The following is a 13,899-nucleotide window of genomic DNA, read 5'->3' as shown; positions in this document are numbered from 1 at the left end:
GAGAAAGGTAAGAGGGGTAGGACTCTTTGCAGCGTTATGATATTATCAGAATGATTGGTAAAGGAGGTATGGGAGAGGTATATTTAGCCTACGACTCTATATGCTCGCGTAAGATAGCTTTAAAGAGAATACGTGAGGACCTCTCTAGTCATGTTTTATTAAAAAAGCGTTTTCTTAGAGAAGCCAAAATTGCTGCTGATCTTGTCCATCCTGGGATTGTTCCTGTTTTTACTATTTGTAGTGATCGTGACCCTGTGTATTATACTATGCCTTATATTGAAGGGTATACATTAAAGAGCCTTTTGAAAAAGGCATGGGGAGATGATCCCTTATCTGAGGAACTTGCTGAGCAAACTTCTGTAGAAAATTTACTTTCTATTTTTCATAAAATTTGTTCCACAGTAGAGTATGTGCATTCTCGTGGTATTCTTCATCGGGATTTAAAGCCTGACAATGTATTGCTGGGGTTATTTAGTGAAGTTGTTATCCTAGATTGGGGAGCCGCAGTATTCAAAGAAATGAAGGAAGATCCCTGTATGGATATCGATGTTCCCTTAGATCACTTTTCTTTTAGGAACATGACTGTCCCAGGAAAAGTTGTTGGCACTCCCGATTATATGGCTCCTGAGCGTTTATCAGGAGCCCCTGCCTCAGAAAAAACGGATATTTATGCTTTAGGTGTGATTCTTTATCAGATGCTGACGCTATCTTTTCCTTTTCGCACGAAAAAAGGTAAGGCAATGCGTCGTCAAGGAATCAGTTTCCCTGAGGATGTTGCTCCTCATCGGGAGATACCTCCTTTCCTATCACAAGTAGTTATGAAAGCTCTAGCTGCAGATCCTAGAGAGCGTTATTCTTCCGTACGGGAATTAAAATTAGCTATTGAACAATATTTACGAGGCAGTCCCTCGTGGTTCCCTAAAGTTATATTGCATATTCAAGATACTAGTTGCTGGAGATTTCATGAGCCAATTTTGCTATCAAAATATTTTCCTACATTGAAGATATCACCTGCATTGTGGTGTAGCTTAGCGATATCGAAAATAGAAAGTTTCTCAGAAGTGCGTTTGGAATATACCTTAACTCGTAAGGGGTTGATTGAAGGGTTTGGTATGTTTCTCCCTCCTTTTGAGGAGAATAATTATCGGGATTTTTATCGTGGTTACGGTTTTTGGTTGCATTTATGTGATGATATCCTTTTTGTATCTTTGGTAAAAGATGGTTTAGAAATTCAAAAGACTTCCCACCATGTTCCTTCTGAAAAACAAAAGTTTTCTCTTGCTTTTGAACGGCAAAACCATCGTTTGTCTCTACTTGTTGATCATGCAGTGGTTATGCTACATATGGATTATTTCCCGGGCCGTGGAGGATGCATTGGGGTGATTATCCAGGATATGGCTGATCTTTGTAGTGGGATTACTGTTTTGGAAAGCAGTAGTTCTTTACAGGTCAGTTGTTTGGCAGTTCCTGATGCGTTTCTTAATGAGAAGTTATATGACCACGCGATTACGTTTTATCGTAGAATTGTTGAGTCTTTTCCTGGCCGTCGGGAGGGATATGAAGCCCAATTTCGGATAGGAATTGCTAAGTTAGAAAAAGCATCTTCTTTAAGTGATGCGCGGGGATTTAGTGAAGCTCTTGAAGAATTTTCTGTTTTACACCACAGTCCTGTAGCTCCGCTAGAATACTTAGGAAAGGCCTTGGTTTATCAACGACTTAAAGAGTATAATGAGGAAATTAAGAGTTTAGTTTTAGCGTTAAAACGGTACCCACAGTGTTCAGAAATTTCTCGTGTTCGTGATCATGTTATTTATCGGTTGCGGGAGGCTTTATATCGTGGGCATCGGTTAACTTTAGTGCTTATGCTTCTTGTACTCCATATTGCTCCCCAATCGATAGCACCTGCAGAAGAAAAGTATTTCTTCTGTGGCCTGCAGGAAAAGATTTCAGCAACTTTATTCTGTAATTTAGATGTTTCTCCTGTAGATTTTCGGTCATCTAAAATGGAGTTGCTCCTGAGTTTTTGGTCAGGATTTACTGCATTTCTACCTGGGTTGTTTCAAAGGTCTTGGGATTTAAAGGATTATCGTGGTCTTGCAGATATCTTATATTCTGCTATGGAAATTGGAGATAAGGAGTTTGTGGTTGAGCATTCTGAGATATTACGTCAAAATTTATTGCATATCCCCAGGTCTGAAGACATAGTAGAAATTCATCCGGAAAAATTGCTAGTATTTCTTTTAGCGTTACAGGACATGATCCATGGTGAACTACCTAAGAAAATTTTTTCTCGTGTAGAAGATTTGGATTCTGTTTTGATTGTCTATTTGTTTGATCTTTTTGCTAAAGAGGCGTTAATCCAGGGGCAAGGAGAGCAGATACTCAACGTTATCCCTTTACTTGTACCGTATCTTTCGGACCAACAGTATAGAGAATACCTGCTTCCCTACGAAATTTTTGCTTATTTGTGGTTGAAAGAAGATCGTAAGGTAGGTGATCTTTTATCTAGGAATTACTCAACAGATGAATGGCTAGACAGCCGTAGTTATGCATTTATTTTTTATGGTTGTTGGCTAGCACTTACTGAAGATCCTCAGTTAGCTTATATTCATTTTTCTGGATATTCTGATGACTCTGTTTCTCCAAAATCGTTGCTTGGTTGGGCATACAGCGCTTTAGGATTGCCTAGTCAGGATACAAATTTAAGCTATCAAGAACAAAAAATATTACTCTTGCAGAAGTTTGTCTTTGCTCATTGTTTAGGAAACCATGAGGAAAGAGATAGCTATCAGGCAGCTTATCATCTGTGTAGACAAGAACGTCCTTTATAACTTAGCTTAGGTACGTTTTTAATATAGATGCAGTTGCTGTTGTTATGTCTTTAGGATGACCTGAAAACAGAATATTTCCCCCATGTTTCCCAGATCCAGGTCCAAGTTCAATGATGAAGTCTGCCCGTTTTAGTAATTCGAGATCATGATCTATATAGATAATCGAGTGGCCTTGAGATGTTAAAGAACGGAATACCTTATATAAGGAATTCTTTTTGTCCTTATCTAGTGATGTCGAGACTTCGTCTAAGAGAAATAATGTGGGTTTTTTCGGGGGTAGGTAGAGAGCCTTGGTTATTTTTATAGAAATTTTTTCGCTAAGAGATAGAGAAGCAAGATTTTGTCCCAAGGGGAGATACCCAAGTCCTCCTTGGATTAATGCTTGGAGAGGCGCTTGGATATTCTTAAGAAAAGCAAACATTTTTGCTACTTCAACTATGGGAAGCTGTAAGAGCTTTCCAAAGTGTATGCCTTCATAAACCACTTCTTGGGTAAGCGGTTGAATACGGTATCCTGAACATGTGGGACATGTACGTTTTTCTAATGCATAGAATGCACGATCTATGAGGTGGTATCCTAACCCTAAACAATCAGAACATTGTCCTTGTTTTGTGTTTGTACTAAACATACTAGGAGATAGATTTAATGCTTGGGCTTGTGTAAGAGAAGCATAGAAATTTCTCAAATGAGGAGCCACATGGAAATACGTGCTGATATCTGAACGTTGTAAAGAGGATATAGGATGCGAGTCTAGAAGGACAACATGGGAGAAGTAAGGAGAAGCTCCCTTAGTGATGAGTTGCTGCGCGTGTTTATAAAAACCTTCTACTAATAATGAGGTTTTTCCTGATCCAGATACTCCTGCAATCGCCACGATTCTCTGCACAGGAACTTCGACATGAAGGTTGTTAATATTATGAATAGACAGGTTTATAGAGAAAATTTCTGGTGTAGTAGAAGATTCCAGTGGAAAGTAGTCTATAGGTACAGGTTGGTATGTGGTTATGTAGCCTCCTTGTGGTCCGGGTCCAGGGCCTAAGGTAATCGTGTGATCTGCGTAGGATAGAGATTCTGTATTGCAGTCTGTAGCGATTACTGTGTTGTGATTGGAAACAAGCTCTTTGAGAAGATTGACTATTATAGGGAAATCGTGAGGATGAAGACCAGAAAGGGGATTTTCTAATAAGTACACAATATCCGTGAGATTTGTAGAGATTTTTTTTGCTAAGTGTAGACGGTAGTACTCCCCATCACTGAGAGTATGTTGTTCTTGGCTTAAGGTAATGTAGCTTAACCCTACTTTATCAATGTAATTCAGGCAGATAGTTAATTTTTGTACTAGGGGTTGTGCAGAAGGATCGTCAATAGTACTGAGGAATTTCCTAAGAAAATGTGTGTCCTCTTGGTAAATTTGGACAAGAGAAACTGTATGGATACGTACTTCTTGAGCATAGGGGTGTATTCCCCAACCATGGCAAGAAGGACATGTCTTAGAAGATATGAGGGGATGTAGTAAAGAGCATGAGGAATCTAGGTGCCATGCATCTAAAAAGATCTTTTCTAAGCTATCGTTGCTTTCCTTAAGAAATAACTGTTGCTCTTCTGAAGAGGAAAAATCTTTAATTTTTTTATGTTTGGGAATTCTTAGTGTTTTAAGTAGATGGAGGACAGGCTGAGGAGAGCTTTCAGGAAAGAAATAATGAAAAAGATCAAGAGGTGTGTAGTCACAGATTTTTTCTTTATGTTCCAAGAAGGAGAGCTTTTCTACTGTTCCTGATCCTAGGCATTGTGGGCACTGGCCTTCTCTATGTTCTCGAGAGAGGTGTTTATGTGTAATATGGGGATACTGTACGCCCTGTGAATCTTGCCAACCTAAAGCGTAAGAAAGAGTTTCTGTTTTTTGTGGAGAATGGTGAATATGCAAACGTATTGTCGAAGACAAAGAAAAGGCTAATGTTATAGAGGACAACAATGAAGATATGTGATTTTTAGTGATTTTCATGTGTTGCACTACAATAGCTGGATCTTTGAGAACTTGAGGAAGAGGCTCTTCAAGATCATAACATGTATTGTTTGCAAATACTTTTAAATACCCCTCTTTTTGTTTTGTTTTTAGAGATAGATCAATGTCTTCATCTGGAGATAGGGGGGAAGTAATTGTTACATAAGAATTTAAGTAATGCGCAAGCAGGTGATCCACAATTGTTTGAGGAGTAATTTTTATCAGTGCTTCTCCTGTCACTGGAGAATGTGGTTTTCCTAAAAGAGAAAAAAGTTTTTCTAGGTTTTTTGTAATACCTAAAGAAGAAGCTAAAGAATGCCTTGAGTTTTTTCTGATTCCTGTTTTTTTTATCGCGACAACAGGAGATAATCCACGCACACTTTTTACTTGAGGTAGGGGAGTTTGTTTAATTAATGCTTCCCGAATATATGTAGGGAATAGCTCTGCATAAGTAATATTTCCTGAGGCATAGAGAATATCAAACACTAAAGAGTGCTTTCCTGAGGCCGAAGGTCCTGAAATTATTGTAAAAGAATTGCGAGGGATAGAGACATCAATGTGTTTCAGATTATGATGATATGCATCGCGAACGATGATTTCCTTAGGAAAGGAAGGCACGGGAGTAGGATGTAGTTGCTCAGAAAGTTGCAGAGTATTGTTTCTATAGGGTCGTAAGGCTTTAGCTGTGGGAGTGTCTAAGTGAATCAATTCCTCGGGAGAACAGGAGGCGAGTAGATATCCTCCCCGTTCTCCACCTTCAGGGCCGAGTTCAAGAATGTGGTCAGCAATTTTCACCATATGCATGTTGTGTTCGATCAGTATGACTGTGTGTCCTTGGTATGTTAATGAAAGCAATACAGGAATCAGCGAATGAACGTCATGGGTGTGTAAGCCTGTTGTAGGCTCATCAAGAATATATAAGGTAGGTTTTTTACCAGGGGAGAGGAGTTCATAGGCAAGTTTTAGCCTTTGGATTTCTCCTCCCGATAAGCTGGATAAGGGACGACCTAAGGGAAGATGATCAAGACCTAACATGCATAGGGCATGGATTTTTTCATGTATACTCGGGGTAGTGATGAAAAATTTTTCAGCTTCGTATGCTGTCATTTCTAAGATATCAGCAATACTTTTCCCTTGATACTGAACTTCTAGAATTTGAGGTTGGAAGCGTTTCCCTTGGCACAAGCTACATGGGATAGGAACGAGATCTTCTGACACAGCAATAGAGCCAAGCCCTTGACATTCTGAGCATGAGCCTAGAGATAGGTTAAAACTAAAATGTCCTTTGGTTAATCCCAAGCGTTTGCTTTTTGCTTGTTGAGCAAAGAGATTTCTGAGTTCATCGAACGCTTTAATGTAGGTTAAAGGAATGGAGCGTTGTGAGCGTCCAGGAAGGTCACGAGTACTATGTACTAAGCGTTCGATTTTCCCTCCAGATATTGTTAGGAAGGGAGAGGGATTTCCTTGAATTATGTTTTCCACAGCAGGGACTAGAGTATCATTGATCAATGAAGATTTTCCTGATCCTGATACACCGGTGACAGCTGTGATTCTTTCTAAAGGTAAGGTAATCGTAATATCTTTTAAGTTGTTTGTTGTTATATGAGTCAAAGAAATCTGTGCTGTTGTTGGAGGGCGTTTTTGAGGAATTTCTATTTTGAGTTCTTGACGGAGGTATTTTGCTGTTAGAGATTGACATGACTGAAGAAAGTCTTTGGGAGAACCATTGAATAAGACTTCTCCTCCAAAAATTCCTGCTCCAGGGCCAATATCAATAATACGATCCACAAAGGAAATCATCTTTTCATCATGTTCTACAAGCAGAACAGAATTACCCTGATTGCGGAGTTTTTGAATCACACGAATGAGTTTATGTGTATCTTGAGGATGTAGCCCTATGGAAGGCTCGTCTAAGATGTAGGTAATTCCGGATAATTCTGCTCCTAGGTGTTTTGCTAATACTGTGCGCTCTTGTTCTCCTCCTGAGAGGGTAGATAATGTTCTGTCTAAGGTGAGATAAGGAAGTCCCAAGTCTATAAGAAGGGAGAGACGATTGCGTAAGCCATCTAAAACTTCTGAAATCGCTTGCGATTCTCCTTGTACAGTAGAAAGAAAGTAGAAAAGATCATTTAAAGGCATTTTTTGGAATTCTACAAAGGTTTTTCCTTTCCATGTTGCTGCACAAGCATATTCTTCAATTCCACTTCCTTGGCATGTGGGGCAGGGGCATGCTGAGGTCCCCGGGGGAAGATGCTCTTTGGGTTTCGCAGAGTAACGGACTTTTTCTCCGATATCATTAAGGATGCCTTTCCAGAGTTTATGAGAAAGCATCTTTTTTCCCAGGGTAGAGTCAAATAGACGTACGGGAAGAACAAGGTAACCTTTGCCATATAAAAATGCTTGTTGCACTTCTTGAGAAAGATCTTTCCAGGGAGTGTCTAAACTAAAGTGCAGAGTATCTGCAAGAGCTTGGTATAGGGTGTGATAAAAATAGGTTGAGCAGTTGCCTGCTAATGTGCAGCAATTTTCACGAATTGATAGATTTTGTTGAATAAGAGATGGATTATCGATAGTTACTAGGATTCCTGTTCCTTGACAAGATAAACAGCGCCCTTGGAGGCTATGAGGGGAGAATGCTTGTGGAGTTAGAGGGGTGTAGGTTCGTTGTGTTTCTGGGACATAGATTTGTGTAGAAAAGGTTTCTTCATAATCCGGGGTTACTAAGTGGCACTGTCCTTCTCCTAAGCTAAGGGCAGCAAGGAGGCTTACTTTTAAACGTGCTTTATTTGTTTCATTTTTTATTAAGGTATCCACGACAATATCAACAGGCGCTTTATCATCAAGGGGTTGAGAAAGAAAGGGATAAATGGGAGTAATCGTCTTATCATGAATACGTACTTTAGTATACCCTTGTCTTATGCATTCTTGAATTGAGGCTATGCTTGTGTCTTTTAGAGGGGCAAGTAGAGTAATTTGTGTATTATTGGGAAGATTTTCTACAATCGTGAGTATTTTTTCTTTACTCTGTAGCTGAAGAATTTTTTTTGTACTTGGGTCACGAGCTTCACCATCCAAAGAGAATAACAAAGCTAAATGTTGAGATAATTCTGTAGCAGAACCTACAGTAGCATGTACGTGATGAGAATATGGCTGTTGTTTCACAGCGATTGTGGGAGATAATCCAACCAGATGTTCTATAGCTGGATCAGGGAGAGTTGCTAGGGTAGTGGCAAAAAATGCGGGAAGTGTAGATACATAATTCTTTCTACCTGCGGCATAAATTGTATCAAATGCTAATGAAGATTTCCCAGAACCTGAGACTCCCGTGAGTAAAATAATTTCTCCTGGGAGGAACTCTATAGAAATATTTTTGAGATTACGAACAGTAATGCCACAAATACGTACGGGATGTTTGATGTTCATAATAGAGACATGAGTGGTTAAAGAGGTTAGAGTATTAGTTTGATGTACTTAGAACTTTATAGAAAGAGAAAAAATCCCTTATTAGAATTTCCTAAGTTTATAGAAGAGTAAGAAATTAGGGATTTCAACATACAAATTAACATTAAATAGTGTACTTTATGTATTGTACATGATGAGGTTAGAGTTCTCAGGATAGAATAAAGTTTTTACTATATCTTATCTTGTAGTAGAGGAAATTTAGTAGTTGGAGATCGGGAGTAAGAATACGATGATCATAAGGACGAAAATAATTTGTACTATAGGACCAGCAACGGATACTCCCGAAATGCTTGAAGAGCTTTTAGATGCGGGGATGAATGTAGCTAGGCTAAATTTTAGTCATGGGGATCATGAAAGTCATGGAAAGACGATCCGTATTCTTAAAGAATTACGAGAGAGAAAAGGTGTTCCTTTAGCTATTATGCTAGATACGAAAGGTCCTGAAATTCGTCTAGGAAATATTTCTAAGCCAATTCCTGTTTCTCGAGGTCAAAAGATCACTTTAGTAAATAAAGAGGTCGAAGGATCTCTAGAGGATGGAGTTACTTTGCATCCTCATGGTGTTTTTCCTTATGTACGAGAGGGGGCTGAGGTATTAATTGATGATGGATATATCCAAGCTGTCGTTTCCTCAGTTCATGAAGATTATTTAAAATTAGAATTTGTGAATTCAGGAGAATTAAAGTCGTATAAGTCATTAAGCATCCGAGGTATTGAGCTAGCGCTTCCGTTTATGACGGATCAGGATATCCGAGATTTAAAGTTTGGTGTGGAACAAGGGGTAGATTGTATAGCTGCTTCTTTTGTCCGTTGCTCCGAAGATATTGAAATTATGCGGAAGTGTTTGGCGGATTACGGTCGTCCTGACATGCCCATTATTGCTAAAATTGAAAATCGTTTGGGAGTAGAGAATTTTTCTCAGATTGCTCAATGTTGCGATGGCATTATGGTGGCTCGTGGAGATTTGGGAATTGAACTTTCGGTTGTAGAAGTCCCCAATTTACAGAAAATGATGACGAAGGTGTCGCGAGAAACTGGGCGTTTTTGTATTACTGCTACCCAAATGTTAGAATCCATGATTCGTAATATGCTACCCACGCGTGCCGAGGTTTCTGATATTGCTAATGCAATTTATGACGGGACATCATCAGTTATGCTTTCAGGAGAAACAGCATCAGGGAATTATCCCACGGCTTCTGTAAAAATTATGCGTTCCGTAATCCAGGAGACGGAAAAGAACTTGGATTACTCTGCGTTTTTAAATTTTGACGATGAGCGTAGTGCGGTTAAGGTATCCCCTTACCTTCAAGCAATTGGTTTATCAGGAATCCATATTGCAGAGAAGGCACAAGTTAAGGCTATTATCGTGTATACAGAAACAGGAGGATCACCAATTTTTCTTTCCAAATACCGTCCTCGTTTTCCTATTATTGCGGTTACGCCTAATCGTACTATATACTATCGTTTGGCTTTAGAATGGGGAGTATATCCTATGATTACTCATGAGTCAGATCGTGCTGTATGGAGATACCAAGCATGTGTTTATGGTATTGAACGTGGGATTATATCTAACTATGATAAGGTTTTAGTTTTAAGTCGTGGTGCTCAAATGAGAGATACCAATAACCTTACATTAACCACAGTAAATGATATCTTTGTTGCCTCAAGATAATATATTGAAAAAATGTCCATTTATATTGGGAAATGGTACCTTGCTTTCAAACATCCCGAGGATAAAGATGCGGCAACTAGGGCGATAATGAGTAGGAGAGGAGTAAATATATAGGGTTTGATTCCCCATAAGTCGCTGGAAATCGTAATAGTTCCCATATAAATGAGGACGAAGGTTGTCATGGCTATGATTGCTAAGTAACCGAGAATAAGGCCAGAAATCAAAGCTATGGTACGTTTGTTTTTTGAGTTCTCTTCGCAAAAGCACATGCAGTGTAAGCTATATTCAAATGTAGATGCTAGGCACTCTGTTAAGCACATAAGAATTGCACACTTTATAGTAATCAAGAAGAAAGCATTGTGTAATAAATCAAGAAAAAGGAGAAACAAAATCTTTTGGTCTTTGAGGCGTTCTAAGAATGCCGCGTAATGCGTTAATTAAAGGATCTTGTGGATGAGTTAATTTTTTTTCTAATTTTTTATGAGTATAAATCGCTAGGGATCCCGTTTTTTTAAAATGCTGGCGTATAGTTCTTGGCAGTCCTTGAAGATCGAAAACTGCATGAAACACATTAGGGATGCGAGTTAAGTCTTTGAGGGTATGATATTGTTGTATGCTATAGGATGAGGAAACTTCTTCTATGTATGCGGGAGCCTGTTGCTTTTGCAAAGCAAGTGTAAGTTGGGCACCTAAATAAAAATCCTTTAAGTCGTGCAGGAATTGTCTTTGTTTCTCTTCCAGGAATTTGGGGGGAATAACAAGAATATAACTGTAGGCGTATTTCTTTTTTATTTTGTTATGAAGTTTTTTTTTCCATCGCTTATGCATCCACATCCATTGTTCTGGTCGACAAGCGATTCCTTTTTCTAAGAAACTCATTAGGTTGTTCATTAATAGAGGTATGGATTCTTTAATAGGTAGGGATTTATCAGCATAGAACTTTTTACTAGGAATAATTGTATAGCCATTGGATTGACGACATACGGATATAGCCATAACAGGTCTCCCTGTTTTGTAGGCCAATAATGCTGGAGTCGTTGTTGTAAAGGCTTCATGACCAAATAGAGGATATGCATAAGAAGATATAAGTAGTGCCTGGTCTCCTACAATACCGATAATGTGTCCTTTGTTTAGGGCTTGAAGAGCACTAGGAATTCCTTGTTTCGGGGAGACAATTTTGCCTTTAAACATTTCTCGTAATGAGAATATCTTCTTATTTAATCGTACATTTTTTATAGGCTTTGCAAACGCTAGTCCAGGGAAATCGCGGGTAATATAAAGAAAAGGCAATTCCCAATTTGCCTGGTGACCACAAAAGAGAATAATTCCCTGGTTATTTTTTAATTCAGTAAATGTTTCTTCTAGTTCTTCTTTAGTGATGACTTCATGGTTAGAAAAACCTTCGGGATGTGTATCCGAGGTTGCTATGGAGATATATTCATCCAGTTTATGAGCTAAACCTTCTACTGCTAATAGTTCTAATAAGGTAATCATCACATGTTGAATGGATTGCTTAGCAAGCAGATACTTTTCTGAAAAAGGTTTTTGAGGAAATGCTAGGGAAAGATTAGTTAACGCTGTTTTTCGATAATTAGGAACAATATAAAAAACGGCTGTACCTAATACTTTTCCTAAGTACTGTAGCCAGGGGAGAGGAAAGAATTTAAAGATATAAATAGAAGAAGTTCCTAAAAAATAAATACAGAAATCAACGATCGTTTTTTTTAAGTGACGCAGTATAGTAAACATTATGATAGCCAAACTAGAACGAAATTAAATATTTTGGAAGATTCTTATTTGTTCTAAGAAGTGTTTTTTCGTTAAATTGATTTTAACAATAGCATGATTAAGTCTTCTAAGAAATTTTATGCCTTACTTTTCTTTTGTATGAAATTTAGTATTTTCAATAACTTTTGAATGAATAATTACTTTATTATGAGAAACTTCAGGAAACAAATGCAGTGGCAAGCCATCTTTACCAAATAAAGAAAGCTTTCTTAAGTACTCACGAAATCGGTGTCGTATACTGGTTTCATCAATTAAAGCAAAATCATGAAGGACGCCATGTTCTTGAGCAAGAATAGCCTGAACATAGGTGTCTTCAAGAGTTTTTTCATCTATAAATTCTACAGCCCAATTCATGAAATTGTTCCTCTGAGAAGGAGCCATAACAATGGCTATGACAATATTATTTTTTACTACATCTAAGAAAAGTTTACTGACATCTTTAGCATATAAAGGAATGTTGATTTGGTAGATCCCTTGATTGAGGATAATAGGGGGTGAAGGCTCTAAGTGATAAGCCAAGGGGTTAAAGATATGACTATATTTTACTGGAAAGAAAAGTAAAACAGGAAGATTCAGATTAAGAGGGATCAATTCTTGCTTCAGAAATAGTAAACGAAGAAAATCTGCTTGGGGATCATTTAACTGTTCATAGGTATTTGTATTGCCAAACGGAATGAGAATTTTTTTCCACTCTTTAGGAATAGGGAAAATAATTTCATCATGATTTCCTTGAGCAATACGATTTCTTTCCAGCTCTTCGAAAGACACCTTATTTAAGTTAAAGGTGAGCTCTAAGCCTTGTTCTTTTAAAGCATTGACATATTCTTTTGGTCCACTGACCTTTTGAACAAGATATTTAGGCCAGACATCAAGATATTCATATCCTTTAGGGGGACTACCCACGGGAGTGGTGATTGTTACTGTGATGTCCTCAGTAATGTATTGTGTCAGGCGAATGAAAATATCATCGGCAGATACACTTTGGATATCTCTACGGATATTGGTTTCTTCATCTAAGCTTACCAAGTTGTATTTATCAATAGTGGCAATCCAACTTTCTGTATGACCGGCAGCGCTAATGACGACTTCTAAATTCGTGGGACGTAAATCATGAACAGTATTTTTATTTCCTGTAATAGTTATAGAGACCTTTTTATCAAGTAACCCATTGCTTTTAAGGCCTAATACTGTTTGTTCTGGAGAAAGATCTACAATACGTACGGAAACATTATTTAACGTGCGAGTAATGGTTACAGATTGTCCTACGAGAATCCAAATAATAATAGCAAACCCTAAAGAAACAATTTTTCTAAGCCAATTGCGAGTGAAAAAACGAGAAAAAAAATTGATCATTTTTTCCAGATCCATGAGCTAAAGGGTTTGCGTTTATGTTCTTTAAGAGCAAGGAGACTTCTAAGTACAGACTTAAACCGGTCCATCTTCACTCCACGAGTTAAAATTCCATCTCGAGATAAGGAAACCTGACCGTTTTCTTCGGATACAGTGATAATTAATGCATCAGTACGTTGGCTAGCACCTAAAGCAGCTCGATGACGTGTTCCCATAGAACGGGATAATTGTGTAGTATCATGGGCTAAAGGCAGAACAACACGTGCATAAGCAATGGTGTCTCCACGGAGAATGACTGCTCCATCATGTAGTGGGGAGGAAGGTTCGAATATAGTTTCTAGGAGCTCTTCTGAAAAGTTTGCGTTAATTTTTACTGAGGAAAAGCTCAGAAATTCATCAAAGGAATTTTTATTTTCAAGAACAACGAGAGCTCCGATTTGTCTTTCCGATAGTTGGTAAATACAGGATGTTAAATGATCAATAAATTGGTCTTGCAAATCAATAGCAAATTTTTTTCCAGGAAAGCGTACACGAGATAAAGCTAAGCGTATTTCTGGTTGGAAAATAATAAAAACAACAATAGCAGCTATATTAACGACATGTAACATTAAGCGTCGAATGATGGGGAAATGAAGTTTATCTGCTAAAACGAATAGACAAAGAAAAACGAGTAAACCAAAAATAACGTCCATAGCTCGTGTTCCCCATAGGAACTTTAATAAATAGTTAAGGATTAACCAAATTAAAAGAATTTCCAGTAAGGGGGTTGTATAGTAAGTGATATCTATGGGCAT

General features: G+C 38.1%; 7 protein-coding genes. 2 read left to right on the top strand and 5 right to left on the bottom strand.

The window, feature by feature from the left end:
* Positions 1–26: 26 nt before the first annotated feature.
* Positions 27–2,831, top strand: a complete 2,805-nt coding sequence (pknD, locus tag M787_RS00250; RefSeq protein ID WP_021828466.1) for a serine/threonine-protein kinase PknD — start codon at positions 27–29, stop codon at positions 2,829–2,831.
* A gap of 1 nt (position 2,832) precedes the next feature.
* Here the strand turns inward: pknD and uvrA are convergent, their stop codons facing one another.
* Positions 2,833–8,256, bottom strand: coding sequence for an excinuclease ABC subunit UvrA (gene uvrA / locus M787_RS00245; RefSeq protein ID WP_021828465.1), 5,424 nt, complete (start codon positions 8,254–8,256; stop codon positions 2,833–2,835).
* Positions 8,257–8,524: 268 nt separating this feature from the next.
* On the opposite strand from uvrA, the gene pyk reads away from it, so the two are divergent.
* On the top strand, positions 8,525–9,967 hold the full coding sequence (pyk, locus tag M787_RS00240) for a pyruvate kinase (RefSeq protein ID WP_021828464.1): 1,443 nt from the start codon (positions 8,525–8,527) through the stop codon (positions 9,965–9,967).
* 20 nt (positions 9,968–9,987) lie between these two features.
* Here the strand turns inward: pyk and M787_RS04785 are convergent, their stop codons facing one another.
* The 4 genes from M787_RS04785 to cdaA all read right to left on the bottom strand — a co-directional run bounded on the left by M787_RS04785 (position 9,988) and on the right by cdaA (position 13,899).
* Positions 9,988–10,287 carry a hypothetical protein gene (locus M787_RS04785; protein ID WP_077974838.1) on the bottom strand — a complete coding sequence of 100 codons (300 nt, stop codon included), beginning with the start codon at positions 10,285–10,287 and terminating at the stop codon, positions 9,988–9,990.
* Between the two features lie 49 nt (positions 10,288–10,336).
* On the bottom strand, positions 10,337–11,716 hold the full coding sequence (locus M787_RS00235) for an LpxL/LpxP family acyltransferase (protein WP_021828463.1): 1,380 nt from the start codon (positions 11,714–11,716) through the stop codon (positions 10,337–10,339).
* Between the two features lie 123 nt (positions 11,717–11,839).
* Entirely contained in the window at positions 11,840–13,123 is a 1,284-nt protein-coding gene (locus M787_RS00230; protein ID WP_034734810.1) for a CdaR family protein, read from the bottom strand.
* Complete coding sequence (gene cdaA / locus M787_RS00225; protein WP_021828461.1) at positions 13,105–13,899, bottom strand: diadenylate cyclase CdaA; 795 nt, start codon at positions 13,897–13,899, stop codon at positions 13,105–13,107. The genes M787_RS00230 and cdaA overlap by 19 nt, the downstream gene beginning before the upstream one ends.

It is taken from the genome of Chlamydia gallinacea 08-1274/3 (genome assembly GCF_000471025.2).
Classification (GTDB): Bacteria; Chlamydiota; Chlamydiia; order Chlamydiales; family Chlamydiaceae; genus Chlamydia; species Chlamydia gallinacea.
This window is presented reverse-complemented; position numbering and strand designations above follow the sequence as displayed.

Coding starts and splice junctions, on each gene's coding strand:
- M787_RS04785 (WP_077974838.1), bottom strand. CDS start 10,287: ATGTGCTTAACAGAGTGCCTAGCATCTACATTTGAATATAGCTTACAC.
- cdaA (WP_021828461.1), bottom strand. CDS start 13,899: ATGCCCATAGATATCACTTACTATACAACCCCCTTACTGGAAATTCTT.
- M787_RS00235 (WP_021828463.1), bottom strand. CDS start 11,716: ATGTTTACTATACTGCGTCACTTAAAAAAAACGATCGTTGATTTCTGT.
- M787_RS00230 (WP_034734810.1), bottom strand. CDS start 13,123: ATGGATCTGGAAAAAATGATCAATTTTTTTTCTCGTTTTTTCACTCGC.
- pyk (WP_021828464.1), top strand. CDS start 8,525: ATGATCATAAGGACGAAAATAATTTGTACTATAGGACCAGCAACGGAT.
- uvrA (WP_021828465.1), bottom strand. CDS start 8,256: ATGAACATCAAACATCCCGTACGTATTTGTGGCATTACTGTTCGTAAT.